Here is a 25,112-nt window from a genome sequence, read left to right on the forward strand (position 1 = left end):
GTTGTCGATCACCACCTTCTCCGGCGACCCCCATAAGGCGGCCATGACACTGATGACCTCTGCGCTGTGCCCTTAGAGGGCGTCAAAAGCCGAGGTTAGGGGCGGTTGGAAATCTAAGCCCGTTTTTTGCGGTGAAGGCGGCCGGCCGTGATGCGCTTGGCCACTGTCGCGTAGACCCGGGTCATCCGGCAGACCCGGGTCATCCGGGGTGACGGTGGCCAAGAAGTCGTTCACCGCGGCACGCGACGCCGACGGGCTCAAGGCGGGCTTCTACTACTCGCTGTACGAGTGGTACACCCCCTCCTACACCGGAGGGCCGGAGATCAACCCCTACACAGGGGCGGGGGTGCCGTACACCGGGGCGCCGCAGGTCGGCGACTACGTCAAGGACTACATGCTCCCGCAGATGCGGGGCCCCATCGACGGCCACGACCTAGGCGAGGCAGCGCAGGGCGGAGACGAGCTCCGGGTCCAGCGGATGCCCGGCGGGCAGCCGGCCGACCGTCGCGTCGACGAAATCCGCGTACGGCAGGCGCGCGGCGGCGTCGTCCGCGCGGACGTCCACGTGGCCGTCGGAGAGCTCGGCCCGCGCCTCGGACCCCTGCTCGTCGAGCACGAAGAGCCCGAACCGGACCCGCCACAGCATGCGCGCCCCGGCCTCCTCCTCGGAGACCGGGGCGCCCACGTCGTCGCCGTGTGTGGCGTACTCAGAGTCGTAGTGGAAGGTCTGCAGGCCCACGGGGTACGGCCCCGCGGCGGTGGTCAGCGTCGCGTCGCGGCCGAGCGCCCGCATCCGCTCGCGCGTCTCGGCGTTCTTACCGCGCCACTCCGCCAGCACGTCCGCGACCGGCCGGTCGCGGCGTTGCTCCACGCACCACTCGTTGAAGCCGTTGTAGCCTCCGCCGACGCCCTCGCGCTCCATCATCGCGAAGAGCCGGTCGAGGTCCCCGTCCAGGCAGGCGTGGTTGTAGAGCTCCTCCCCGGCGAGGTGCCCGAGGACATCCCGTACGGACCAGCCCGCGCACCGGGACGGTCTGCGCCATCCCTCGTCGTCGAGCGAAGAGAAGAAGCGGTCCAGCCGGGCGGCCTCGGCGTCGAAGATGTCGAACGGGTCGAGATCCCGCAGCGGGTCGGTGGTGGTCATGCGACACGACCTACCCGCCGGCCCGCTGGATCTCACCGCTGTCCCGGCGCCGGGGCGCTCCCCGTGCCCGCGTTCCCGGCTGGTGGTCGTCGGACGACCGATCGGTTTTCCGGGCGGGGCCGTACGGGTGAGCGCCCTCGGCGGACCCGTCAGCGGGGGTGGGTGTGGGTCTCAGCGCCGAACCGCGGCGTGTACCGCTTGGCGGCGGTCATGCCGGTCGACATGTTCGCGAGCCCCAGCAGCAGGATGATCGCGCCCACCACCACGTTGCTGATGATGACACCGAGACGGTTGTTCGGGCCGCTGATCACCCACGGAGAGATGATCGTCCACACCCCGACGACGGGGGCGACCCAGGCCAGGCCGTAGGTCCGGCCGTAGGCCGAGCTGTAGCCCAGCGCCAGGAGCGCGACCAGGATCCCCGTGATCAGGTTGTTGACCGTGATGTTCGGGAGGGTCCTGAAGCCGACGATCCAGGGTGACACCGCCAGGTATATCCCGGCGAGCAGCGTGAGCCCGTCCGTCAGCTGGGCCGTGGGATTCGCGGCGGCTGCCTCGTACCGGGCACGCATCTGCATGATGTCAGGATGCTGCCCGATGTCCGTGCTGTGCGACATGTTGCGCACCCCCTCCGGGGATGAGACGAACACCTTCCATTCTATGTCCGCTACTTCCCCCTAATTCCGATTTATGCATTTACGTCCGAGTGAGGTTGGCCAGGATTTCCGGCGCGGCCGCATCGAGGGCGTACATCGGGCCCGACGCCACCCGACCGGCGTCCCGAAGAGGGGAGATCTGGGAGAAGCGGGACGCCGCGGCCGGTCGGCCCAATTCTTGACGCCGTTAATTAATATCGCCTAGCGTACACGATATGTCACACAGCGCTCCTTTCGCCTGGTCGCCCGTGGGCGGTCCGGCGGCGGCCGCCGTGCTCGGGGTGGTGCTGACCCGGGGGCCGATATCGCGCGTGGGCATCGCGCGCCTGACGGGGCTGTCGTCGGCGGCGGTCACCAAGGCGGCCCGCCCGCTCATCGAGGCGGGCTACCTGGTGGAGTTGCCCGGCGTGGAGCACGCGGCGTCCGGGGTGGGGCGTCCGGCCAGCCCGCTCGCGGTCTGCGCGGACCGGGAGTTCTTCGCCGGGGTGCGGATCTCCGGCGACGAGTTGGTCGGCGTGGTGACCGACCTGTGCGCGCAGATCAGAAACACGGCCCGCCGCCCGCTTGGGGGCCACGGCGTGCCGGTGGTCGAGGAGGTCGCCGCACTGGTCGGCGAGCTCCTCGGCGCGTCCGAGGAGTACCGCGCCCGCACCCGCCGCCTCGGAGTCTCCGTTTCCGGGGACGCCGGGCCGGTGCCCGAAGCGCTCCTCGCCGGTGCCACCGGCCTCGACGTCACGCTGGAGAACGGGGTCAGGGCGCTGACCGTGGCCGAGCAGTGGTTCGGGGAGGGCGTGGGCGCCTCGCCGTTCGCGCTGGTCACGCTAGGCGCCGAGGTGGGTTGCGGCCTCGTCGTGGACGGGCGCCTCGTCACCGGCGCGTACGGCGTGGCGGGGGAGATCGGACACCTGCCGGTCGCCGACGGCGGCCCGCGCTGCCGCTGCGGCGGTCGGGGGTGCCTGGCGGCGTACGCGTCCAGGGAGGCGATCACCGCGGCCTGCCGCGCGGTCACGGGACGGGACGTGACGCCGGAGGCGGCGGCCGCGCTGGCACGCGCGGGTGACGAGGAGGTCCGTGCCGTGTTCGCGCGGGCGGGCCGGGCCGTCGGGCTCGCCCTGGCCGCCGTCGTCAACCTGGTCGGCCCGGAGCGGATCGTGGTGGCGGGGGACGAGGCGGCCGCCTGCGACCTGCTGGAGCACCAGATCAGGGAGACGCTGGCCGCCCGGGCGTACGGCGGGGCGTCCCAGTGCCCGCTCGTCCTGCGCCCCCTGCGTCCGGAGGGGTGGGCGCGGGGCGCCGCAGTCGTGGCCCTGCGCGGGCTGTTCCCGGATGGCCCGATCGACGGCCGCTGGAACGGCCGGCGGTCGTCGTTTCCTTTCTTTCGTTAGTTAATTCGGTCGCGGCGTTTCAGCTAATTTCAGTCGGCGACGCCGTCACCGAGAGGTGGGGGGTCCGGCGTTCGTCGTGTCGTCGGTCGGCGTTCTCGACACTCCCATCAGTGGAAATGGCTGCTCTTCCCGGTCCGGTGAGGGATTCCCTGTATTTCCTAGGGTGATTTAACTATGCCGACCTCGCGGTTATCGATTCACGCCGCCGGAAGGCCGCCGTATCGTGGTTCATGGGAGCGCTCCCACGACTAAGGAGGCGCAAGTGGTTCTTCCCATCGCCAAGGAGCCGCCGGAGGCGTCGACGCGCACGGCGGAGTGCCTGCTGCCCGCGACGGGCGCCGGTGTGGCCGCCGCCCGCGCGCTCGTCCGCCGCGAGCTCCCCTCGTGGGGCGCGGAGGCGCTGGTCGACGACTGCGTGCTCGTCGTCGGCGAGCTGGCCGCCAACGTCGTACGGCACGGCGGGGCCGCGTTCACCCTCCGCCTCGCCGGCGACGGCGCCGGGATCCGCGGCGAGATCTTCGATCCGGGGGAGGGCGTGCCCCGGCCACGGCTTTCCGGTCCCGACGCGACCGGCGGGCGGGGGCTGCTCATCGTCGGCGCGCTCACCGACGAGTGGGGCGTGCGGCCGGGCCGCTACGGCAAGAGCGTGTGGTTCGTCGTCGGCGGTGCCCGGCGGGACCCGGACCACCCGGACCACCCGGACTACTCGGACCACCCGGACTACTCGGATTACTCGGACTACTCGGCCCGCCCGGACCGCTTCATCTTCGCGAACCGGGCCAGCGCCCGCGCCGCGATCTCCTCCGGCGCCTGCCGGGAGCTGTCCGCGGTCAGATCGGCCACCTCGCTGAAGTAGGCCAGCCGCCGTTTCCGCCGCTCGGTCAGCGCCTCCGCCGGCTCGCGGGCGAAGCGCGGCCGGTGCGTCCCCCGGAGCCTCCGCTCCGCGAGGACCGCGGGCGGAGCGTCCAGGAACACCACGAACGCCTGGCCCAGCGCCCGTCTCGCCGACGCGTCCTCGACGGCGCTCGCCGCCGCCGCGATCACCACGGACGGGTCCCCGGCGAGCGCCTCCAGCAGCAGGGACGCCTCGCGGGCGTGCAGCTCCGCCGCCCCGAGATCGGCCGCGATGTCCGCCGCCGTCATGCCGTACCGCTCCAGCAACTCGTCGTCGCTGTCGCGCAGCGGCCGGCCGAGCGCGTCGGCCAGCAGCCGGGCGACCGTGCTCTTTCCGGCCCCCATGAGGCCGGTCACGACGATCGGGACGTCGGTCACGGGGATCCTCCCTCCGCCTCGCGGCTCCGCGCGGGGCCGATGTTTGGGAGCCGTCGGGTGGATAGGGCTAATCCGTAGGAAGGCGATCCGCCAGAGTCCGAGAGAGGAGAGCCGCACGAATGCCAGGCCGCGAGGAACTCCCGTCCACCCTGGAGCGCTCGCCGAAGGAGGCGCAGGAGACGTGGATCAAGGCCCACGACTCCGCCGTCGAGACGTACGGCGAGGGGCAGCGGGCGCACCGGACCGCGTACTCCGCGCTGAAGCACTCCTTCGAGAAGGTGGGGGACCACTGGGAGAAGAAGGGAAAGCGGGGACCGTCGGACACGCAGGCGCGCAAGAGCACGCCCAAGCCCGGCAAGACCGCCGGGGGAGTGAACGCCTCCGCTTCCAAGCACCACCTCTACGAGACCGCCACCCGCCTGGACGTCAAGGGCCGATCCAAGATGTCCAAGGATGAGCTGGTCGACGCGATCGAGAAGGCCAACCGCCGGGCGACCGCGCGGGCGCGACAACGCTGAGCGCGCCGGCGGGCGGCACGCGGGAGCCCGGGCGGAGCGTTCCGCCCGGGCTCCCGCGCGGCCGTGCCCGACCCCGGGCGCGGCCGGTCACCCTCTCGACCGCGGGCCCACGCCGAGCCGGCGCTGGCGGCGCAGGGCGAAGAAGATGTCGACGGCCACGATGGCGGCGAGGACGCCCGCCGCGGCGAGCACCCACCACACCCGGGTCAGCGCGCCGGTGAGGGCGACGCCGAAGCACAGCACCAGGAGGAAAGCGCCGATCAGGATGTGGATGACGTCACGCGGAGTCGCGGGGACGCGGGGGATCCCCTTCTCGGACTCCTGTTCGGGCGTGGAGCGGGGTTCCTGCGGATAGCTACGGGGTGGTTCCTCGGACATGCGGCCCACCTACCCCCGGATCCGGTTGACTATCGCCGTCGTCGACCGGTCCTGGACGTAGCCGAGCACCCGGACCTCGCCGCCCAGCTCCCTGACCAGCGGCGCCTCGGGCAGCAGGTCCGGGTGGTAGTCGCCGCCCTTCACGTACACGTCCGGGCGGACCAGCCGCAGCAGTTCCTCGGGCGTGTCGCCGTCGAAGACGGTGATGTAGTGGACGCAGCCGAGCGCGGCGAGCACCGCCACCCGGTCCTCGCAGGCGTTGATCGGCCGATCCGGCCCCTTCAGTCGGGCCACGGAGTCGTCGCCGTTGACGGCTACGACCAGCACGTCGCCGAGCCGCGCCGCCTCCTCCAGACAGGCCACGTGCCCCCGGTGCAGCACGTCGAAGCAGCCGTTGGTGAAGACGATCCGCCGGCCGAGCGCCCGCTCCTCGGCGATCAGCTCGGCGAGCCGCTGAGCGGGCACCGCGCCTCCGTGCCGCAGGACGCGGAGCAGGTCGTCCCGGTCGCAGACCGCCGTTCCGGGACGGCGCACCACGACGCCGGCCGCGGCCTGCGCGAGGTCCGCGGCGTTCTCCTCGCCCGCCCCCGCGGCGAGGGCGAGGGCGAACGTCGCGGTGAAGGTGTCGCCTGCGCCGGTGCTCATCTGGTCCGGCGCCGGAGTGGCATGGGTCCGGTACGGCTCCCGCCCCCTCCGGTGCAGCAGCGCGCCCTCCCCGTCGAGCGTGGTGACGACCCGCTCGGCCCCGGTCTCGTCCAGCAGGCGTTGGGAGCGGGCGACGAGGAAGGAGACGCGGTCCCCCTCCCGCCCCGGCTCGCCCAGCAGCCGCAGCACCTCGCGGAAGTTGGGCAGCACGGCGGCGGGGCGGCACTCGCGCCAGGGGCCCACCTCGTGCGCGTCGACCACGAGGTCGAGCCGGGCGTCGCGCAGCGCCCGCCGTACGGTCTCGGTGCAGACGCCCGCGCCGTAGTCGCAGACGACGACCACATCGGCGGCGGGCGCCAGTTCGCGGATGCGCTCGACGAGCTCGCGCTCCGCGCTCTCGGGGATGGGGGACCTGTCCTCCTCGTCGTAGCGGGCGACGATCTGGCTTCCGGTCACGAGGCGACGCTTGACCGCGGTCCGCCGGCTCCGGCAGATCGTCAGCCCGTCCACGTCGTGGCTCATCAGGGACGCGTTGAGGGTGGCGCCGGCCGGGTCGGCGCCGGTGACGCCGAGCACGTGGACACGGGCGCCGAGGGCGGCCAGGTTCATGGCGGCGTTCGCCGCGCCGCCCGGTTGGTCGTCGATCCCCTCCAGGGTGACGACGGGCACCGGCGCCTCCTGGGCCATCCGGGTGCTGCTTCCCCGGAGCCAGGAGTCGAGCATGACGTCTCCGACCACCACGGCGGTCAGATCACCGAATCGGGCCACGATGTCTTCCGTCATGAGAAGCGGCTACCCAGCGGAAAGGAGTGAAAACAGCGCGAAACCGGGGCGAAACGCGCGGCAGGTGGCGGGTTTGCCGGAACGCGCTCCGGGTAGCCGCGTCCACGTGTCCCAGCCCCTACCGGAAACAGGCGTGGCCGACGTCGGGTCCCGCGATCGCGTGACGCCATGACGAACCTCCTCGTCGAAGGCGTCGAACAGATCGCCGTGCTCCGGGCCAACGCTCTCGGCGACTTCCTGCTCGCGCTGCCCGCCCTGGAGGCGGTGAAGCGGGCCTATCCGGCGGCGCGGCTGACCCTGCTCGCCCGCGAGTGGCACGACCGCTTCCTGCGCGGCCGTCCCGGACCGGTGGACGACGTCATCGTGCTGCCGCCGATCCGCGGCGTCTCCGTGCCGTCCGACCAGGGGGCCGGAGCGCCCGGCCGCCTCTACGACGCGCTGCGCGGACGCTTCGACCTCGCGCTCCAGATGCACGGCGGGGGCCGCAACTCCAACCCGTTCCTGCGGCGGCTCGGCGCCCGCGTGACCGCGGGGCTGCGCACGCCGGACGCGGCGCCGCTCGACCGCTGGGTGCCGTACGTCCCCTACCAGCACGAGACGCTGCGTTACCTGGAGGTGGCCCGGCTGGTCGGCGCGCACGGCGGCAGCTCCCTGGAGCCCCGGGTGGCGGTCACCCGGGCCGACTGGGCCGAGCTGAGCAGGGCGGTCGGCTCCCTGCCACGCGGCCTGGTCGCCGTCCATCCCGGTGCGAACGACGCGCGCCGCCGGTGGCCTCCCGAGCGCTTCGCCGCCGTGGCCGACCGGCTCGGCCGTCCCGTCGTCGTGACCGGCACCGAGCCGGAACGCGAGGTCGTGGAGCGGGTCGTGCGCGCGATGCGCGTCCCCGCCGTGCCCGTGATCGGCGAGCTGTCGATCGGCGGGCTCGCCGCGCTCTACGCCGCCTGCGACCTGCTGATCGCCAACGACACGGGGCCGCGGCACCTGGCCGCCGCAACCGGCACGCCCACCGTCGGCGTCTTCCTGTGCGTGAACCTGGTCAACGCGGGGCCGCTCTCCCGCAGCCACCACCGGCCGCTGATCTCGTGGACCACCGCCTGCCCCGTCTGCGGCGCCGACGGGACCGACCCGTACGGCGAGCCGTGCGGGCACCGCGTGTCGTGGGTGGGCGACGTGACCGTGGACGAGGTGGTGGAACAGGCCCGGGACCTGCTGACATGACGGAGGAGGCCGATCTCGGCGGACTGCTCGGACTGGAGTTGCGCAACAGCCATCCGGACGAGCCCGGGATCCGGAGGCGGCGGCACGGACGCGGCTTCCGCTACACCTGGGCCTCCGGCCGTCCGGTGCGGGACCGGGCCGCGCTGCGGCGGATCAGGTCGCTGGCCATCCCGCCCGCGTGGTGCGAGGTGTGGATCTGCGCCGACCCGCACGGCCACATCCAGGCCGTCGGCACCGACGCCGCCGGGCGGCGGCAGTACCGCTACCACGACGCCTGGCGGGCGCAGCAGGACCGGGCCAAGTTCGACCACGTCCTGGAGGTCGCCGCGCGGCTCCCCGACTTCCGCCGGCGGGTGGCCGAGGACCTGCGCGGCGACGGGCTGACCCGCGAGCGGGTGCTGGCCGCGGCGGCGCGGATGCTGGACACCGGGTTCTTCCGGGTCGGCGGCGAGGAATACACCGACTCCTACGGCCTGGCCACGCTGCGCACCTCCCACGTCCGCTGCGCCGAGGGCCGGGTGGTCTGCGCGTACACGGCCAAGGGCGGCAAGCGGCGCGAGCAGGTGCTGGCCGACGCCGAGGTGTGCGAGGTGGTCCAGGCCCTGCTCGGCCGCAAGGGGGAGCTGCTGCGCTATCGCTCCGAGGGCGGCTGGGTGGACGTGCGCAGCGACGACATCAACGCCTACCTCAAGGAGGCGTTCGGCAGGGACGTCTCCGCCAAGGACTTCCGCACCTGGCACGCCACCGTGCTGGCCGCGGTCGGCCTCTCGGTGTCCCGCCGGGTGCGCGGCACCAGGGGCCGGCGCAGGGCGATCTCCCGCGTCATGGCCGAGGTCGCCGAGTACCTCGGCAACACCCCGTCCGTCGCCCGTTCGTCGTACGTCGATCCCCGGCTCATCGAGATGTACGAGCGGGGCAGGTTCATCCCGCTCGAATCGCTGGGCGCGGACGTCGAGGAGGGCGGGCTGGCCACGCACGGCGCGGCGGAGCAGGCGGTGATCACGTTGCTGCGCCGGGCCGCGAGCGAGCCCGGCCACTGAGGCGCGACGACCCGTTTCACCCTGAATTGGGCGGGCAGGCGCTGGAGAGTCTGATCGGAGGGGGAGCCCATGGACGCGCCGCACTATGTCGCGGCCCGGGTGCAACGGGCGCTGGCGGAGGACGAGCGGACCGTCGAGCTGGGGATCAGGGTCGACGTGCGGGGAGACAAGATCTTTCTCCGGGGCCGGGTCAGCGCGCCGGAGCGCCGTCTCCTGATCGAGGACGTCGCCCGTGAAGCCGCTCCCGGTCTTTCCGTGCACAACGAGATCACGTTGGTGGAGGTCCGCGAGCCGGGAGAGGAGGAGCCTCTGTGACACAGACGCGAGTCGCCGCCGTGGCGGACATCCACATGGGGGAGGACCTGCGCGGGCGCTTCCGGCCCAAGCTCCACGGCATCGAGGATCGGGCCGACGTCCTGCTGGTGGGCGGTGACCTGACCAGGCACGGCACCATCGCCGAGGGGCGGGTGGTCGCCGACGAACTGCGCGACCTGCCGATCCCCGTGGTCGCCGTGCTCGGCAACCACGACTACCACTCGGACTGCGAGCAGGCGATCACCGCGATCCTGCGGGACGCCGGGGTGGTCGTGCTCGACGACGAGGCGACGATCCTCTCGATGAACGGCACGACGCTGGGCGTGGTCGGAGGCAAGGGGTTCGGCGGCGGTTTCGCCGGTAAGTGCGCGAGCGAGTTCGGCGAGCCGGAGACCAAGGCGTTCGTCCGGCACACCCGGCACATCGCCGAGCGCTGGCGGCACGCGCTGAGCGGCCTGGACAGCGACCACCGGGTCGTGCTGAGCCACTATTCGCCCGTCAAGGACACCCTCATGGGCGAGCCCACCGAGATCTATCCGTTCCTCGGGAGCTACCTGCTCGCCGAGGCGGCCGACGAGGAGGGCGCCGACCTGATCATCCACGGTCACGCGCACCTCGGTACGGAGAAGGGGCTCACCCCCGGCGGCATCCAGGTGCGCAACGTTGCCGTGCCGGTGATCGGCATGGCGTACACGGTCTACCGTCTCAACGGCGCGTGACGCCGTACCGCCGTCGGGGCCGGGCACGGGACGGCGGCCGGACCCGCCGGCCGCCGTGATCCCACGCCCACCCGATCATGGATGGAAGATGCTGACCCCGCCGGGGCCGATGAGGAAGCCGATGACGATGAGGACGATCCCCCAGAGAATGTCCCGTCGGGCCAGGATCACGTAGATTCCGGAGATAACGAGTACAACGGCGATGAGCCAAAGCAAAGTAGCCATTGCACTTCACTGCCCGGCGAATTCTCTGGTTAACTCCCCGTTTAATTGAATTTCGCCGCCCCGGTCGCGCGCGGCGTTTGGTCCGCCCTGTTCGGGCAGGTGGCGGCTATGACCAAATTCGGATATTTCCTCTCGTGCGAGGAGCATGACCCGAAAGAACTCCTGCGCCAGGCGCGACTCGCCGAGCAGCACGGATTCGAGGGGCTGTGGATCTCCGACCATTACCACCCCTGGGTGGACGCGCAGGGGCAGAGCGCGTTCGTCTGGGCGGTCATCGGCGCGCTGTCGGAGGCCACGTCGCTGCCGGTGACCACCGCGGTGACGTGCCCGATCATCCGCATCCATCCGTCGATCATCGCCCAGGCCGCCGCCACCGCCCAGGTGATGCTCGACGGCAGGTTCCGGCTGGGCCTCGGCACGGGCGAGGCGCTCAACGAGCACATCCACGGCGACCAGTGGCCGCCGGCGTCGGAGCGGCGGCGGATGCTGGAGGAGGCGATCGAGGTCATCCGCCGGCTGTGGACGGGGAAGCTGGTCAGTTTCCGGGGCGAGTTCTACGACGTGGACACCGCGCGCCTGTACACACTGCCGGAGAAGCCGCCGCCGATCTACATCTCCGGCTTCGGGCCGAAGTCCACCGAGCTCGCCGGGCGGATCGGTGACGGGTACATCTCCACCGCGCCCTCCTCCGACATGATCCAGGTGTTCCGCGCGGCCGGGGGCCAGGGCAAGCCCACCGCGGCCGGGTTCAAGGTGTGCTGGTCCGAGGACGCGGCCAGGGCACGGCACAACGTTCACCGGCTGTGGCCGACCAACGGCATCCCCGGCGAGGCGTCCCAGCTCCTGCCGCTGCCGCGCCACTTCGAGCAGCTCTCGCAGCTCGTCACCGAGGAGGCGGTGGCCGACAAGATCGCCTGTGGCCCGTCCGCCGACGACCACATCGCGGTGATCCGCCAGTACGTCGAGGCCGGGTACGACGAGATCTACATCCAGCAGGTCGGGCCTGAGCAGGACGGCTTCTTCTCCTTCTACGCGGAGGAGGTCCTGCCCCGCTGCCGAACCACCCAGGCGGTCCGGTGACGCGGTTCCTTGAGCCGGCGGGGGCGGGTGCTCACTCCGGCCCGTCCTCGCCCGCCTGCTTCATCATCCGGCTGTACGCGAGCTGGAGCCAGTCGGAGACCGCGACGGCCGTCATCGTCGCGCCCGCCAGCCGGGTCACCCGCGGCGCGAAGACCATGCCCGCGGCGTACCCGGTGGCGACCCACTGGGAGAGGCAGAACGGGCAGCTCACCAGCTCGCCGAGCGCGTGGCGCAGCCCGGAGCCGCGCACCTCCTCCCGCAGCTCGGGCGGGCCGGAAACTCCGACATACTTTGTAAAGGGGGCGCGGAGCGGGCTTACCACGGGGTCCTTGGCCAGCGTGCGCGACAGCCGATGGGTGAACATCCCCATCAGGCCCAGGTCGAGCAGGCCGATCTTCTCGGGCGCGCGCCGTCCGGTCAGCCAGGCGACGGCGGCCACCGCGCCCACGACGCCGCTGTAGACCAGGAGGATCCGGCCGTACGACGCGAGCGGGCGGTCGGCCGAGCCTTCGTACGCCCGTGCGGCTTCCTTGAGGGTTTCGGTCATCGAAACCGCCTACCCCGGATTGTTTGCGGCGAACTCGGACGGGCAGACGAGCCGAGTGGGCAGTCACACGCACGCCGTCACCGACGCCATCCTGGACACCCTCAAGCGCGCGGGAGCGGGCCTGCGCGACGCGGGGGTGCGCTTCGCCCTGGCCGGCGGCTGCGCCGGATACGCGCGAGGGGCCGCTCCCTCGCTGCACGACGTCGACTTCGCGCTCGTCGAGGAGGACGTCGGGCTCGCGCTCAAGACCCTGGAGGATCTCGGGTTCCGCACGGTCAAACCGCCGGAGGACTGGCTCGTCAAGGCGTACGACGAGGGCGGCGTTCTGGTGGACCTCATCTTCTCGCTGGCCAACCGTCCGGTCACCGATGAGATGATCGCCCGCGCCGATCTGATCAACGTCGCCGCGCTCAACCTGAAGGTCCTGGAGGCGACCGACCTCGTCATCTCGTGGATCATGCCGATGTCGGAGCACAGTTGCGACTACGGGGCGATGCTCCCCATGGTCCGGGCGATGCGCGAGCAGGTCGACTGGAGCAGGGTGGCCGCCGTCGCCGCGCCCTCGCCGTACGCGTCGACCTTCGTGACGCTGCTCGAACGGCTGGGCGTCATCGCCCCGGTCACGCCCTCGGTGGGGGTGACCTGGCCCTGAACCCGCATTCACTGTCCGCCGATGTGGGCGTTACTTAAGAACATTTCATGGTTCACATCGACGCAGGAGGCTCACCGAGGGCCGTACGGGCGTCGGTTGCCGCGCTCTGCCCGGCGCTCGTCGCGGGGTGCGGCACGCCACCTGGCGGGGACGGTGATCCGAGGCCGGATCCGAGGCCAGAGGCCAGATCCGAGGCCAAGGGGCCGCATGAAGGCGCCGTTCGACGACGAGGGCCGCGCCGCTTGCGCGGCACGGCCCTCGTGTCCGTCCTCGGGGGATCAGAGCGCGTAGGGGAAGCGCCCGTAGTAGTCGCCGAGCCGGCTCGCGGTACGTCGGCTCCTTGTAGGCCGCCTCGTCGAACTCGGGGGCGTTCTTGATCTCCTGCTTGGTCCTGCTGACGAAGACCTTCTTCTCCTGAGGGTCGATCAGCGTGATCACGCCGGCCGGCAGCATGACCTTCTTGCCGAAGATCCACGGGCCGGTGTCGACCACGAGGTAGCTCTCGCCGACCTCGTAGGTGGCGTCGTCCACGGATCCGATCTTTCCGTCCGTGGCCTCGACGTCGTAGCCGGAGACGTCGAGGTCCTGCCCAGTACGATCCAGGCTGTCCCGGTACGTCCACAGATCCAGTGTCATCTTTTCGTCTCCGTTCGTTGCGCATCCGACTACCCGCGATGACAGATCGAAACGTCCCATCCCCGGCCCCGTAGGGCTTTCGGAGTGTGGGTGCCTGACACGCGTGGACGAAGTACCTCAAATCTTCGCTACTCTTATGGGGTCAGGCGCCGCTAGCTCAGTTGGTTAGAGCAGCTGACTCTTAATCAGCGGGTCCGGGGTTCGAGTCCCTGGCGGCGCACCAGCAAGAAACCCAGGTCGGTACGTCTGACCTGGGTTTTCTTCATTTGGCGATCGCCTCAGCTGTGCCCCGCGCCCGTCGTTGATCACGATGGTCGCTCGTCGTTTGCTCGCCAGCCGAGATCCTGGTCATGTCATGATCATTTTGTTATGCCGGAGGCTGGGCGAACAGTTGAGGCGGGGTGTGGCCGGGCAGTCGGGCGTTCGCTGGTCCATCAATCGAGGGTGAGGTTAGGATCACGCCCGTGCGATCGGCGCGGAGTGGCTTTGTCTAGGGCCGCCGAGAGGTGCTCGGCGGTGCTGGAGGTCGCTCATGTCTCGCACCGTTCACCACGTTCGTTCGCGACGCTCGGATGAAGTCAGGCGTCGGGAAACCTGTCGGCCCGTCCCATGGCGGTCCTTCACAGTCATCGACCTGCGGTATCCGGCCGGTGAGCTCCAGGTTGCCGAGACTGAGGGACGTCGCCCCCACCCACGGAAGATGCGTTTCCATCGTGACTATTACTCCCACCTCGCCGCCTACGGCCGCGGGCAGTTCGTAGGAGAGGAGGCGAATCTCGATGAGCGGCGGGAGCGCCGCAGGCTCCGTGATCGGCTCGCCGAGATCCGTAAGCACGTCAACGCTGTCCGTTGTGCCGAGGCTGACATCGTCGACGTTCCGCCGTTCCGGCCGCGCCGCAACGCGATCTGGCTGGCATGACAAGGCAGATCACAGGGGGCTCAGCGGGTGGTGAGGGTGCGTGCCCTCCGGGTGGGCACGCACCGCTCCTTCTCAGGCCGGCCGGGTCACTCGGCCACCGTGAAGTAGGCAGCCGGATCAAGGGAGTTGAGCGCGATCCAGCGCTGCGCCGTCGCCTCGGCGGGCGCCTGGCCGCCGCCCGCCGAAGTGCGGAAGAAGCCCTGCACGTCGAGAGCGATGCGGGGATCGTCGTCGATGCGCCGCGCCATGTCGTAGTAGACGGCCAGCTCATGGACGCACCGCGGGGTGGCGGCCGGGCAGGAGCAGTCGACGCTGTCGAGGACCGGCGCGGGCGGATGGCCCGCGTCGGCGATCGCGCGGTACAGATCGTCGGTGAGCAGGGGCTGGATGCCGCTCAGCTGACGGGAGATCTCGGCCGTCGCCCCCGCGGACATCGGCGCGACCTCGATCGTGACCACTGTGGTGCCGCGACCTCGGTGCACGGCGGCGCGCACGGTCCGGCCGTCGAACGTGATCTGCACCTTCCCGTCGCGCACCATGCGCCGCGCACTCGGCAGCTGGGGATCGGGACGGGTCTGGCGCAACGACTCGGCGAACCGGACCCAGTCCTTGCCCCACTTCGTGTAACCGTAGTCGTGGTCGGCCATGGTCAGTTGACTCGCTTCCGGCGCAGGACCTCGATGAGACGGTCGTCGTCCAGGCGTGTCAGCTCGGCGACGCTGGACATGTCGGCGATGTCCGACAGCGCGGACTTGCGATTGTGCATGGCCGTGATGTGCTCCTCGACGGTGGTCCCGGTGGTCAGGGTGGTGACGGTGACCGTGCGAGTCTGACCGATCCGGTGGACCCGGTCGGACGCCTGGGCCTCCACGGCCGGGTTCCACCATCGGTCGAAGTGGATGACGTCGGCGGCGCGCGTGAGCGTAAGCCCGGTGCCTCCGGCCTTCAGGCTGAGGACGAGCACCTTCGGACCGTCGTGGGACTGGAACCGGCGGACGATGTCGGCCCGTTGCTCCTGGTTCAGGCCGCCGTGGAAGAAAGGCGTACTCACCCCGAACTGTTCGGCGAAGTGCCGGACCAGCAGCTCACCGGTCTGCCGGTACTGGGTGAAGACGAGGGTCGGAGAGTCGTTCTCCAGGTTGTTGGCCACGATGTCGGTGCACAGGTCGAGCTTTCCCGACCTGCCCGACAGCTCACCGAGGTCGCCCGTGATCAGGCCCGGATGGTTGCAGACCTGCTTGAGCGAGGTCAGGACCGCGAGCACCTTGGTCTGCCGTTGGGCGCCACTGCCGAAGCCGTCGTCGATGACCTGCTCCAGCAGCCGGTCGTACAGCCTCTCCTGCTCCTCGGTGAGGTCGCAGATGAGATCGGCGTGGATCTTCGGCGGGAGCGACCCCGCGACCTGGGACTTCTTCCGCATCAGCACGACCGGCTCGATGGCCCCGCGCAGCCGGGCGGAAGCGGCCGGGGAGCCGTCCGCGATCGGCCGCACGAAACGACGGCGGAACTGCGCCCGGTTCCCGAACAGGTGCGGTGCGACCAGATTGAGCAGGGCCCACAGCTCGTCGAGGTGATTTTCGACGGGCGTCCCGGTCAGGGCGATCCGCGCGTCGGCCGCGATGGTGCGCGCGGCCTTCGACACCTGCGTACGGGGGTTCTTCAGGACCTGCGCCTCGTCGAAGACCGCGGTGCTCCACTGGATCCCCGCCAGGGCCGGGCTGTGCGTCCGCAGCGTGGGGTAGCCGGTGAGCACCACCGTGCCGCTGTCCACCGCGGGCAGCGGCACGCCGCGCCAGATCGTGGCCCGCAGGTCAGGTGCGAACCGCGCGATCTCATGCGCCCAGTTCCCCACCAACGACGTGGGACAGACCACCAGTTGCGGCCCCTTCTCGGCCCGTCCGGCGACACAGCCGATGGTCTGCAGGGTCTTGCCGAGTCCCATCTCGTCGGCCAGCACCGCGCCGCTGTGCGTCTCGATGGTCTCGCGCAGCCAGCTCACCCCGCGTACCTGATACGGGCGCAGGTTGGCGGTGAGCGCCGTGCGCATCTCGGCCCCCACCGCGGTGGTGCGGCGGAAGACGCCGCTCGCGTGCTCCGGCGTCGTGACGGCGACACCTGTGGCGTCGGGGACCGCGTGCGCGGCGATCGGCAGAGCCGACTCGCCGCCCGCGATCCACGACCGCCAGACGTCCACCGACCGGCCGGGCGAGTCGAGGGGCACGGCCACGAGCCGGTCCGGCTCGATCAGCACGCAGTCGACGTCGGACACCTTGAGCCTGCCGAGGTCCGGCGTCGGGACGACCAGGGGGACGGTCTCGACGTCACCGACTGGCGGGGCCGCCCCCACGGCGCCGTCGGCCCAGGTCCACAGGGCGAACATGTGCCGGTCGGGCAGGTACGTGGCCTGACTGTCCGACCGCGCCTCGGGGAGTTTCTGTCTGGTTCCCATGGCGTCAGCGGGTGCCCACGTCGTCGCCCTCGCGGGCGGTCAGGTCCTCGGCCCCAGCCCGGGGGGCCGTCTCGTCCGCGGTCGGGCCGCCGTCCCGCGCGGGAACCGGCGCGCCCCCGGCAGCCGCGGGCTTGCGGATCGCGCGCAGGGCGAGCAGCAGCACGGCCGCGCCGAAGAGCGCGATGAACATGATCCAGACGGCGCCGACATGCATGGCGTGGACGAACGCGTCGTCGGCGGCGTGCCCGAGCGCGGGCAGGTGGGACGTGGTGGCGACGCGCCGTGCCTGCTCGGCGGAGACCCGCGCCTGCTCCCGTACCGGTCCGGGGACACCGTCCAGCGACGGCTCGATCGCGCGTCGGTACACGATCGACATGATCGTGCCGCCGACGGCGATACCGATCACACTGCCGGTCTGGCGCACGGTGTTGGTGACGGCCGACCCGGCACCGGCCCGCTCCAGCGGCAGCGTGCTGATCAGCGCCGCGGTCACCGGGCCGAGCACCATGCCGATGGACAGGCCCTGGACCAGCAGCACGACCTCGATCCATACGAGGGGCGTGCCCAGTCCGAAGAGCCCGTACGCGCCCATGGTCAGCGCCGCGACGATCAGCGCCGGCACGGCGACGAGCCGCAGCGACCAGCGGTGCACCAGGCGGGCGCCGACGGGCGCGCCGAAGATCGCGCCGAGCGCGGTCGGGAGGCTGGCCAGGCCCGCCTCGATCGGCGAGTAGCCGCGCGCGCCCTGCAGGAAGAACGCGTTGTAGAAGGTGACCGCGGATATGGCGAACAGGAGCAGGCCGAGCGCCACGTTGCCGCCGCCGAACGCGCGCTGGGCGAGCAGCTGGGGATCAAAGCTCGGCATCTTGCTGCGCAGTTCGACGCGGACGAACACGGCCAGCAGGATCAGTCCGACGACGATCGGCGCCCAGACGTCCGTACGGCCCCAGGCCGCCACCTGACCCGCGCGGGTTAGTCCGTAGGCGAGCGCCGCGAGACCGGTGATGGACAGCAGCATCCCGGCCGGGTCCAGCGGTCGCACGACGGGGCTGCGGAAGTTCGGGACCAGCAGGGCGATGCCGATCAGCGCGAGGACCACGACCGGGACGTTGACCAGGAAGACCGAGCCCCACCAGAAGTGGTCGAGCAGCACACCGGCGAGCACCGGGCCCACGGCCATGCCGACACCGGCGGAGGTCGAGGAGATGGCGATCGCGGTCGACCGCGCCGGGCCGGTGAACGTCCATATGAGGATGGCCAGGTTGGCCGGCATGATCAGCGCGCTGCCGACGCCCATCGCCGCCCGCGCGGCAATGAACTGCCCCGCGTCCCCCGCGTACGCTGCCCACACCGAGGACGCGGCGAAGACCACCAGGCCCGTCGCGAGCACGGCCCGGTGGCCGAAGCGGTCGCCCAGCGCACCCGCGGTGAACATCAAGGTGGCGAAGACCAGCGTGTACGAGCCGGTGGCCCACTGCAGCTCGGCCGGGCTGGCGTTCAGCCCACGGACCGGGTCCGCGAGGGTCTCCAGGGTGGTACTCAGGACGGTGTTGTCCAGCCAGATCAGCAGTGAACACACCATGAGAACAGCAAGAATCAACTGCTGCCTGGATTTCGGCAACGTAAACGTAGTCATGAATACCTTCGGATGCGGTCTGGAAAAGCTGACGAGCGGACCGTAGGCAACCATCGGGCGTGTGTCAATTCCCGGGCGGCCGGTAACGGTCGGCGATTTTCCGGCGCCCCCGAGGGCATGCCGCCAAGTGTTCTGTCAATTCTTGAAGATGTGAGCGGGCCGGCGGCTTAGTGCGCACCCGTGGGCATGCCGCCAAGCGCTCTGTCAATTTCTGATCCTGTTGTTTGACTTCGCGTGAATTCCGTGCCCCACCCCGTGTTCTGCCTCTGCTCCGCGCCCTGTCCCGCCCCGTGTACCGCGTCGTGCGCTGCACCGGAAGTAGGAAGGGGGGTGGGCGCCAGCGCCGGTGCGGCCGCTCCCGGGGTTCGTCCTGGGGCCGCCGGGAGCGGCCGAGTACCCAGACGGCTACCCCGTACGGGCGGTCCTTTCGGCCTGCCGGTTCAGCAGGCCGAACGTTCTTCCCCGCGTATTTTTGGAATAGGAGGATTGGAATTCACCCGGGTCGGTGGAACGGAAGTCGCCGGGTATACATGGAGAGGCAGGGGACAGAGCTGACCGCATTCTCGCTAGGGTGTTGCTCGTCCGCAGGGAGAGGAGAGGCGCGCCCCGGATCAGGTTTGCTCTGGCGGTTCTTCTATTCGCGCCCACCAATTGATGTTCTGACCGGTGGTCCCGAAGGCTTCGTTCAGTCGGTTGCTGAGATCGCGAAAGGTGCCGCGCTCGGGTTGCTGTTCAGGCGTCCAGGTGGCGTCGCATTCCTCGCAGAGGAGGAAGCTGATCTCGACGCCCCGTACTCGGTAGGGCTTGACCCATCCCTGACCGCATCGAGGACACCACTGTCGCCTGTGCATGCGGCCATGCTTTCCAACTGGAAAGGGTTCGTCACAACGGCACGCTCAGTGAGGGGTCTGTCCAATCAACGGCTCTGTCTCTCTTCTTTCTGTTGTTCTTACAGTCCCATCCGGATACCCGGTGCGCTTCGGTCCCTTCCATGCGCACAGAACATGCCGCCTTTGAGAGCGTACGAGAACCGGCCTTCCAGGGCGGTGGCTTCGGTGATGACGAGCACGTGCGCGACGCCTTCCCAGAGGTATCCGTTCGGCTCGTAACCCGATACTTCGGATCGCGTTGGTGTGCCATGATCGGATGCAATGAGCAGTGGAGGGGACTCCGATCCCGTTCTGGGTGAGGCTCGCCAGCACCACCTGAATCAGGTGAACGGTGTGCTTCGTCGCCCTGGCGTGTACGGCAGAGATGAGATGGCGGAACGGCTTCTGCTGGAGGCGATGGCCGCCGTGGACGGGAACTTGACGCGGTGGTGGACGGAGTGCGATCGACTACGCGAGCGCGACGCATTCGCCGCGACGGGCGTCGTGGGTGCCTACAGCGACATCCTTCCCGCCGACGCATTACGTGATGCAACGGCCTCCGTCTACGCCGAGATCGCTCATCGTCTCGGCTGGCTGGAGCTGGAGAGGTCGTTGTCGGCGGCGGAGCTTCAGCAGTTGAGCGCCGACATCGGCGAGTGGGTGACGCAGGACCGCACGCTGTCCGAGGTCATTGAGACGTTCGGGCCGCCGTCGCTGTGGATCGGTGGAACCAACCAGTTCTACTCCAAGACCCTTGCCTACGTCACCGCCAATCGCGACGACGATTTGATTTGCCTTCATCTGTGGAATGCCTTCGCGAGCACCCCACCCGAGGCCGGTTTGCGGGGCGTCCACCCCGAACCGGTGGTGCTCGCCGTACGTCATCGGCCAGGCCCTTTTCCTGGTGCCTTCTCGTTCACGCCCGAGGGCCTGCGCCGCAGGCCCAGCGTCGACCAGCGCAGTCCGCTCAGGCCAACTGTCTGGATCTTTCACGGTGATCAATCCCGACACGCCTCCGGCGTGTTCGACACGCTGGACGCCGGACTCGCCTGGGCAGCGGAGCACCAGGTGACCGGGATCCTGGCCGAGTATCCTCACGGCGGCGCCTACGACGTCGCAGTCAGCGAAGGTCGCTTCACCCCCTCGAAAGCGCACCACGGCACCGCAGATCACGTCGCCACCTTCAGCCCGGGGTTACGTTATGTCCACCTGACCGGCGGCTGTGCGGACCAATAGACGTCCGCTCATGCCGCTGACCGCGCGCCTGCCGGTTGCGAACCGGCACATTGCTTTAATTGATGATCTATGGGCGGAAACCCCGTCCGATTAGGCCACCGTGCTGACCGGGAGCCAGGACATCCTGGTCATATCATGATCATTTGAGTCTGCGCCCGGTAGTGGATGGCGAGCAGGAATGCCCGGGGTCTCGCCACCCTCCGCCCGGCTCCGATCAGTCGGCGTGCTGGACGAGCAGTTCGTAGAACGGATAGTGGTGGTCGTAGTAGGACTTCAGCAGGGCGTTGTTGTCGACTGTGACGGCGTAGTCGTTGCGGTGGCCGCTGAAACCCGTGCTGTGGATGGCGTCGATGTGCCAGGCGCGATACCGCTGCCACTCGGGCCGTTCGCCGGGGCTCCACCTGAGCGAGTGCGGCAGGAAGGGCAGCCCGGCGTAGGCGCAGAAGCTCTCGACCACCGAGACCGGATCGCTGACCAGCCGCTCGGAGCGGATCACGAGGGGCTTGCGCCCGGTGGCCGCCCATGCCGCCTCGAACAGTTCGTACTGCCGCTCGTAGCCGATCTCCTGGCTGGTCACCGTCGGCTTCATCGCGTAGTGGGAGCTGATCGTCTGGCGCGGATGCCGCACCAGGAACGTGTGTGTGATTGCGGCGATCTCGTCTGGATGGTCGTAGAAGTACTCGTACCGGTAGTCGAACACGTCCTTGACGAACACCGGGCGGACCCGGCTCAGGCTGGTCACGAGCTCCAGGAACTCCTTCTCCGTACGGGCCGGAACCGAGCCCCCTTCGGGGGTGGGAACCGGCACCTCGCCCAGTTCTGTGAGGGCGATCAAGGGCTCGTGCAGGACCAGCACGTCGCCGCGCTCGATCATCATGCGGAGGAACGCCGTTGAGATGGAGCGCGTGTGCGCCCACAGCATGATCACGGTCATCGTGGGCTCTCCCTTGGCTTCGGCATCCGAGGTCACATCCCCGAAACGGGGCACAAAGCTCAACGAGGTAAATAGCGCTGGTTGATCGTAAGTGTCTTGGCAGCCGTTGCCAATAGGCAGATGAGCGGTAGCTCAATGTGGTCCGCATGCCGATAATGCAGCAGAGGACTACCGCGTATGAGGTTCAGAGATTGTTCCCTGGATCACTCAGGGATGTCCACCGGCGAAGACGACCGCGCGGGCGCGCCCGCCCACAGTGCCAGGGCGTCGGCGAGGCCGGAGACGTCGGCGGCGGAACCCGCCCAGGCGACATAGCCGTCGGGCCGTACCAGCACCGCGTCCGCACCGAGCTCGCCCTTCACATGCGCCCGGCCGATCCGGGCCGACCACGGCTCGGCGGCCTCGGCGAACAGCGCCTCGGCGGCCGTCGTCAGCAGCAGGTTGCGGCCGTCGCGCAGCAGCCGCGCCACACGGTCGGACCCGGACGGCGTCACCAGGTCGAGGTCGGGAAAGTGACGCCCCAGCAGGTGGTGGGGGCGGCCGGGCAGGTCGTAGCGGATATCCAGCCCCGAGATCATCCCGGCGACGATCCGGTTGGCGTCCGGCACCCGCAGCAGTTCCTCGACGATGTCGCGCAGGGCCAGGTTCTCCGCGTCGTGGACGAGCAGGACGGCCTGGGCGCGGGTGTTGGCGAGGACACGCGCGGCGACCGGATGCCGTTCGGCGTGGTAGGTGTCGAGCAGCCCCTCGTGCGCCCACGCACCGATCTCCGCCGCGAGCTTCCACCCCAGGTTGAACGCGTCCTGCAGGCCGAGGTTGAGCCCCTGCCCGCCCATGGGCGAGTGGATGTGCGCGGCGTCTCCGGCGAGCAGGATCCGCCCGTGGCGGTACCGCTCGATCTGCCGCGAGGCGTCGGTGAACCGGGAGGCCCACCGGATGCCCGTGACCCGAACCCTGGGTCCGAACGCGTTGCGCAGGGCCCGGTCCACCTCCTCCTCGGTGATCGGGGTGTCGCGGGAGAGCCCCTGCTGCTCGGCCCCGTAGAACAGGAAGCGGTGGACGCCGCCGCCGATGGGAGCGATGTAGCCCTTGCCGTTCCTGTCGGGCGTCATGACGGGCAGGCTCCAGGTCTCCGACACGGCCCCGTCCGGGTCGGAGATCGTGATGTCGCAGACCACCGAGGACAGCTTCCCGTCCAGGCCGGGAAAGCCGATGCCCAGCAGCTCGCGGACGGTGCTGCGCCCGCCGTCGCAGCCCACCAGGAAACGGGCCGTGAGCCGTGACTCGCCGCCGGGCCCGAGCAGAGTCGCCTGGGCCCCGTCGGGATCCTGCGAGAGCGCGGTCACCTCATGCCCACGCAGGACCTGGACGCCCAGCTCGCCGAGTCGTTCTTCGAGCAGTGCCTCGACGCGCCCCTGGGGGATGCCGATCATGTACGGATACCGGGTGTCCCAGGCGGTGAAGTCCAGCCGGAGCCCGGCGAAGTGCCCGCCGGGCACCCGCTGGATCGCCCGGTCCATGAGCGGTTCCAGGAGGCCGCGCAGTTCGAGCGCCTCCGCGGAGCGGGGCTGAATGCCGAGCGCCTTGGACTGTCCGCTGCGCTGCGTCAGCCGTTCGACGACCACGGCCCGCACTCCGGCGAGGCCCAGCTCTGCGGCGAGCATGAGCCCGGTCGGCCCGGCTCCGACAACGATCACATCGACGTTCATCACGGATGCTCCGTTCGACAGGGCCGGCGGTGAGGTCGCCGGCCGCTGCGCAGACGGTAGATCGGGGGGTGCCGGTTTCCGCAACGATAGTTGCCTACGATGGACCGGTGACCCGGCCGCTGGAACCCGACATGTTCGCGGGATGTGCACCTGTCAGGCCGCTGATCCAGATCGGCGGCAAGTGGACCGTGAAGATCATCGCCTGTCTCGCCGAAGGTCCCCGGCGCTTCTCTGAGCTCCAGGTGCCGTTGCGGGGCATCACACCGAAGACGCTGGCTGCCTCGCTGCGCTCGATGGAGCGCGACGGCTTGGTCTCCCGCACCGCCTACGCCGAGAACCCGCCCCGCGTGGAGTACGAGCTCACCTCACTCGGCCGCACGCTGTTCCGCCCGTTGGCCGCAGCCTGCGAGTGGACCAGCGCGCACCTGCCCGACCTGATCGCCGCGCGCGCGACCCACGACGCCGGCGCCGCGCTTTCAACGTAGTGTCAGGGCATGGCATTGAGCGGTAGGTAAACGGGGCAGCGGCGGGGCCCGAGGGCCTCGGCTGGGTACCCGCCAGGATGGTGTCAGACCATGGCGAGCCGGGCCACCAGCAGTTCCACCCTCGGTTCGGTGTGCTCCGGCGGCAGCCGTCCCGCCCGGGTCAGGGTGGCCAGCCCGTGCAGGGCCGCCCAGAACACCTCGGTGAACAGTGCCGGGTGGACGCCGTCCCCGGCGACCTCGCCGAGGCTTTCCAGCAGGGCGGCGAAGGCGTCCTTCAGAGGTGGTGGGGTGTCCTCGTTCGCGAAGGCCAGGCCGCCGTCGAGCTCGAACATGGCGTCGTAGACCGCCGGGTTGCGTGCGGCGAATTCGAGGTAGGCGCGGGCGAGGGCGGTGACCCGGGTGCGAGGTCCGTCCGCGGCGGAGGTCGCGGCCCGCAGCGCCGCGGCCATCTCGGTGGCACCCTCGAGGGCGACGGCGCCGATGATCTCGCGCTTGCCGCGGAAATGGCTGTAGAGGACGGGCTGGCTGTATTCGATGCGCTCGGCGAGCCGGCGGGTGGTGACCGCGTCCCAGCCCTGCTGCTCGGCGAGTTCGCGGGCTGTCGCCACGATGAGGCGCTCGCGCTCCGCCCGTTCGCGCTGCTTGCGTTCCTGTACCGACATGGTTCGATCCTAGCATCGCTAGACAAGCAAGCGGCAGCAGTACTAGCGTTGCCTCATCAGCTAGCAACACTAGATGCTTGGAGCGTCATCATGCTCAACGCACTCGAGGTCTTCACCACCGTGGTCGTCGGCCTGATGGTGGGGGTGGAGTTCTCCGTCGCCTTCGTCATCAACCGGATCTTCAACGCCCTCCCCGAGGACAGTGGCCAGCTCGGCCGCTCCCACGGGGGCCGGATGCTCGGCGCCGTGATGCCGGTCTGGTACATCACCTCGCTCGTCCTTGTCGCGGTCTGGGCCATCGCCGGATGGCACCATCACGGCACCGGCCTCGTCGTCACCGCCGGCGCGCTGCTGATCCTCAGCGTGATCATGTCGATTCTGCTGCTCGTCCCGATCAACAACCGGGGCAAGACGTGGACCCTCGAGAACCGACCCGAGGACTGGAAGGAGCAGATGAACCGCTGGGACCGCTTCCACTACGTCCGCGTCGCCGTCATCATCGCCGCCTTCGCCCTGCTGGTCGCCGCCCTCATCTGACCCCGCGGGCCGACACCGCACTGGTGGCGCACAAGAACGAAGGGCCGCAAAGGGGGGCGCCCCGTCGACCACGACGCCGAGCTCTGCAAGCGGATCGAAGATCAGCACGAGGGGAGAACCCGCTCATTGATCACGACCCGATACGTGCCCTGATGTCCCATCGCGGCGTTGGGCTACGAGGCGTGGCCGGCGAGCCTGCCGTACAACTCGCGCGTCTTGGCCGACGGCGACAGCTCGTCCGGCTCCCCGAATGCCTGGCAGAGATCCCGGTAGGTGAAAAGCCCAGGTCGCGATCATCGACCTGGGCTTTCTTCGTTCGGTGAGCCCTGCCTGCGGCGCATCGCGCACGCTTTTCCGGCGTTCGAGCAGGGGCGAGGTGACCGCCGGCTGTCAGCCGTGTCAGGAGCTATAGCCCTCTTGACCCCTTCTTTGCCCGACTGATACTAATCGCGAACCTTGTCCC

The 25,112-nt window shown here is 70.0% G+C and carries 28 protein-coding genes and 1 tRNA gene; 14 read left to right on the forward strand and 15 right to left on the reverse strand.

The features are described 5' to 3' along the window. Window positions 1–433 precede the first annotated feature (433 nt). Entirely contained in the window at window positions 434–1,144 is a 711-nt protein-coding gene (locus AWQ68_RS30685; RefSeq protein ID WP_066947034.1) for a maleylpyruvate isomerase family mycothiol-dependent enzyme, read from the reverse strand. Window positions 1,145–1,293: 149 nt separating this feature from the next. Beyond that, the gene (locus AWQ68_RS30690) at window positions 1,294–1,761 is read right to left on the reverse strand and encodes an SPW repeat protein (protein ID WP_066947250.1); all 468 of its coding nucleotides are present in this window, start codon (window positions 1,759–1,761) and stop codon (window positions 1,294–1,296) included. A 254-nt stretch (window positions 1,762–2,015) separates the two neighbouring features. On the opposite strand from AWQ68_RS30690, the gene AWQ68_RS30695 reads away from it, so the two are divergent. Further along, the gene (locus AWQ68_RS30695) at window positions 2,016–3,185 is read left to right on the forward strand and encodes an ROK family transcriptional regulator (protein WP_084464579.1); all 1,170 of its coding nucleotides are present in this window, start codon (window positions 2,016–2,018) and stop codon (window positions 3,183–3,185) included. A 262-nt stretch (window positions 3,186–3,447) separates the two neighbouring features. Next, entirely contained in the window at window positions 3,448–4,041 is a 594-nt protein-coding gene (locus AWQ68_RS42915; RefSeq protein ID WP_157545951.1) for an ATP-binding protein, read from the forward strand. Here AWQ68_RS42915 and AWQ68_RS30700 read toward each other — a convergent pair. Next, window positions 3,924–4,457 carry a shikimate kinase gene (locus AWQ68_RS30700; RefSeq protein WP_157545954.1) on the reverse strand — a complete coding sequence of 178 codons (534 nt, stop codon included), beginning with the start codon at window positions 4,455–4,457 and terminating at the stop codon, window positions 3,924–3,926. The two genes, AWQ68_RS42915 and AWQ68_RS30700, sit on opposite strands and share 118 nt — an antisense overlap. 119 nt (window positions 4,458–4,576) lie before the next feature. On the opposite strand from AWQ68_RS30700, the gene AWQ68_RS30705 reads away from it, so the two are divergent. Next, window positions 4,577–4,975 (forward strand): ChaB family protein, encoded by a 399-nt coding sequence (locus AWQ68_RS30705; RefSeq protein WP_066947039.1) that lies wholly within the window; start codon window positions 4,577–4,579, stop codon window positions 4,973–4,975. Between the two features lie 87 nt (window positions 4,976–5,062). Here AWQ68_RS30705 and AWQ68_RS30710 read toward each other — a convergent pair whose 3' ends face one another. Further along, entirely contained in the window at window positions 5,063–5,353 is a 291-nt protein-coding gene (locus tag AWQ68_RS30710; protein WP_157545957.1) for a hypothetical protein, read from the reverse strand. Between the two features lie 9 nt (window positions 5,354–5,362). After that, window positions 5,363–6,781, reverse strand: coding sequence for a D-glycero-beta-D-manno-heptose 1-phosphate adenylyltransferase (gene rfaE2, locus AWQ68_RS30715; protein WP_066947044.1), 1,419 nt, complete (start codon window positions 6,779–6,781; stop codon window positions 5,363–5,365). A 168-nt stretch (window positions 6,782–6,949) separates the two neighbouring features. Here rfaE2 and AWQ68_RS30720 point away from each other — a divergent pair, with 168 nt between their 5' ends. From AWQ68_RS30720 to AWQ68_RS30735, 4 genes are all read left to right on the forward strand, one after another. Then, window positions 6,950–7,999 carry a glycosyltransferase family 9 protein gene (locus AWQ68_RS30720; protein WP_066947047.1) on the forward strand — a complete coding sequence of 350 codons (1,050 nt, stop codon included), beginning with the start codon at window positions 6,950–6,952 and terminating at the stop codon, window positions 7,997–7,999. Continuing rightward, the gene (locus AWQ68_RS30725) at window positions 7,996–9,039 is read left to right on the forward strand and encodes a DNA topoisomerase IB (protein WP_245656242.1); all 1,044 of its coding nucleotides are present in this window, start codon (window positions 7,996–7,998) and stop codon (window positions 9,037–9,039) included. Before AWQ68_RS30720 ends, AWQ68_RS30725 begins: the two co-directional genes overlap by 4 nt. 69 nt (window positions 9,040–9,108) lie before the next feature. After that, window positions 9,109–9,354: a BON domain-containing protein gene (locus tag AWQ68_RS30730; RefSeq protein ID WP_066947049.1), complete on the forward strand. Its 246-nt coding sequence runs from the start codon at window positions 9,109–9,111 to the stop codon at window positions 9,352–9,354. Beyond that, a complete protein-coding gene (locus AWQ68_RS30735) occupies window positions 9,351–10,073 on the forward strand; it encodes a metallophosphoesterase family protein (protein WP_084464580.1) in 723 nt (240 codons plus the stop codon). The genes AWQ68_RS30730 and AWQ68_RS30735 overlap by 4 nt, the downstream gene beginning before the upstream one ends. Window positions 10,074–10,148: 75 nt before the next feature. Here AWQ68_RS30735 and AWQ68_RS43770 read toward each other — a convergent pair whose 3' ends face one another. After that, window positions 10,149–10,298, reverse strand: coding sequence for a GPGG-motif small membrane protein (locus tag AWQ68_RS43770; RefSeq protein ID WP_169809019.1), 150 nt, complete (start codon window positions 10,296–10,298; stop codon window positions 10,149–10,151). A gap of 108 nt (window positions 10,299–10,406) precedes the next feature. On the opposite strand from AWQ68_RS43770, the gene AWQ68_RS30740 reads away from it, so the two are divergent. Beyond that, entirely contained in the window at window positions 10,407–11,378 is a 972-nt protein-coding gene (locus tag AWQ68_RS30740; RefSeq protein ID WP_066947052.1) for a TIGR03557 family F420-dependent LLM class oxidoreductase, read from the forward strand. Between the two features lie 31 nt (window positions 11,379–11,409). On the opposite strand, the gene AWQ68_RS30745 is transcribed toward AWQ68_RS30740, so the two are convergent. After that, window positions 11,410–11,925, reverse strand: a complete 516-nt coding sequence (locus tag AWQ68_RS30745; RefSeq protein ID WP_066947054.1) for a DUF1360 domain-containing protein — start codon at window positions 11,923–11,925, stop codon at window positions 11,410–11,412. A gap of 55 nt (window positions 11,926–11,980) precedes the next feature. On the opposite strand from AWQ68_RS30745, the gene AWQ68_RS30750 reads away from it, so the two are divergent. After that, window positions 11,981–12,577, forward strand: a complete 597-nt coding sequence (locus AWQ68_RS30750; RefSeq protein WP_066947056.1) for a nucleotidyltransferase family protein — start codon at window positions 11,981–11,983, stop codon at window positions 12,575–12,577. 45 nt (window positions 12,578–12,622) lie between these two features. Here the strand turns inward: AWQ68_RS30750 and AWQ68_RS45350 are convergent, their stop codons facing one another. Further along, complete coding sequence (locus AWQ68_RS45350) at window positions 12,623–13,213, reverse strand: PRC-barrel domain-containing protein (protein ID WP_245656243.1); 591 nt, start codon at window positions 13,211–13,213, stop codon at window positions 12,623–12,625. Between the two features lie 146 nt (window positions 13,214–13,359). On the opposite strand from AWQ68_RS45350, the gene AWQ68_RS30760 reads away from it, so the two are divergent. Continuing rightward, a tRNA-Lys gene (locus AWQ68_RS30760) sits at window positions 13,360–13,436 on the forward strand. A gap of 477 nt (window positions 13,437–13,913) precedes the next feature. Further along, entirely contained in the window at window positions 13,914–14,132 is a 219-nt protein-coding gene (locus AWQ68_RS30765; protein WP_084464581.1) for a hypothetical protein, read from the forward strand. Between the two features lie 86 nt (window positions 14,133–14,218). Here the strand turns inward: AWQ68_RS30765 and AWQ68_RS30770 are convergent, their stop codons facing one another. The 4 genes from AWQ68_RS30770 to AWQ68_RS46270 all read right to left on the reverse strand — a co-directional run bounded on the left by AWQ68_RS30770 (window position 14,219) and on the right by AWQ68_RS46270 (window position 19,376). After that, window positions 14,219–14,779, reverse strand: coding sequence for a hypothetical protein (locus tag AWQ68_RS30770; protein ID WP_066947059.1), 561 nt, complete (start codon window positions 14,777–14,779; stop codon window positions 14,219–14,221). A gap of 2 nt (window positions 14,780–14,781) precedes the next feature. Next, window positions 14,782–16,581: a DEAD/DEAH box helicase gene (locus tag AWQ68_RS30775; RefSeq protein WP_245656245.1), complete on the reverse strand. Its 1,800-nt coding sequence runs from the start codon at window positions 16,579–16,581 to the stop codon at window positions 14,782–14,784. 4 nt (window positions 16,582–16,585) lie between these two features. Next, entirely contained in the window at window positions 16,586–18,163 is a 1,578-nt protein-coding gene (locus AWQ68_RS30780) for an MFS transporter (protein ID WP_218007106.1), read from the reverse strand. Window positions 18,164–19,166: 1,003 nt separating this feature from the next. Beyond that, entirely contained in the window at window positions 19,167–19,376 is a 210-nt protein-coding gene (locus AWQ68_RS46270; RefSeq protein WP_157545978.1) for an Imm51 family immunity protein, read from the reverse strand. Between AWQ68_RS46270 and AWQ68_RS30785 the strand changes: the two genes are divergently transcribed. Next, window positions 19,369–20,322 carry a DUF7710 domain-containing protein gene (locus AWQ68_RS30785; RefSeq protein WP_157545960.1) on the forward strand — a complete coding sequence of 318 codons (954 nt, stop codon included), beginning with the start codon at window positions 19,369–19,371 and terminating at the stop codon, window positions 20,320–20,322. The genes AWQ68_RS46270 and AWQ68_RS30785 overlap by 8 nt on opposite strands. Before the next feature lie 214 nt (window positions 20,323–20,536). On the opposite strand, the gene AWQ68_RS30790 is transcribed toward AWQ68_RS30785, so the two are convergent. Beyond that, window positions 20,537–21,256: a sulfotransferase-like domain-containing protein gene (locus AWQ68_RS30790; protein ID WP_066947065.1), complete on the reverse strand. Its 720-nt coding sequence runs from the start codon at window positions 21,254–21,256 to the stop codon at window positions 20,537–20,539. A 203-nt stretch (window positions 21,257–21,459) separates the two neighbouring features. Further along, window positions 21,460–22,965, reverse strand: a complete 1,506-nt coding sequence (locus AWQ68_RS30795) for an FAD-dependent monooxygenase (RefSeq protein WP_066947067.1) — start codon at window positions 22,963–22,965, stop codon at window positions 21,460–21,462. A gap of 107 nt (window positions 22,966–23,072) precedes the next feature. Here AWQ68_RS30795 and AWQ68_RS30800 point away from each other — a divergent pair, with 107 nt between their 5' ends. Beyond that, on the forward strand, window positions 23,073–23,450 hold the full coding sequence (locus AWQ68_RS30800) for a winged helix-turn-helix transcriptional regulator (protein ID WP_245656247.1): 378 nt from the start codon (window positions 23,073–23,075) through the stop codon (window positions 23,448–23,450). Between the two features lie 83 nt (window positions 23,451–23,533). Here AWQ68_RS30800 and AWQ68_RS30805 read toward each other — a convergent pair whose 3' ends face one another. Further along, the gene (locus AWQ68_RS30805) at window positions 23,534–24,112 is read right to left on the reverse strand and encodes a TetR/AcrR family transcriptional regulator (protein WP_066947070.1); all 579 of its coding nucleotides are present in this window, start codon (window positions 24,110–24,112) and stop codon (window positions 23,534–23,536) included. Between the two features lie 90 nt (window positions 24,113–24,202). On the opposite strand from AWQ68_RS30805, the gene AWQ68_RS30810 reads away from it, so the two are divergent. Then, window positions 24,203–24,649 carry an anthrone oxygenase family protein gene (locus tag AWQ68_RS30810; protein ID WP_066947073.1) on the forward strand — a complete coding sequence of 149 codons (447 nt, stop codon included), beginning with the start codon at window positions 24,203–24,205 and terminating at the stop codon, window positions 24,647–24,649. Window positions 24,650–25,112: the final 463 nt, after the last annotated feature.

The sequence above is a fragment of the Microtetraspora fusca genome, assembly GCF_001570365.1.
Classification (GTDB): Bacteria; Actinomycetota; Actinomycetes; order Streptosporangiales; family Streptosporangiaceae; genus Microtetraspora; species Microtetraspora fusca.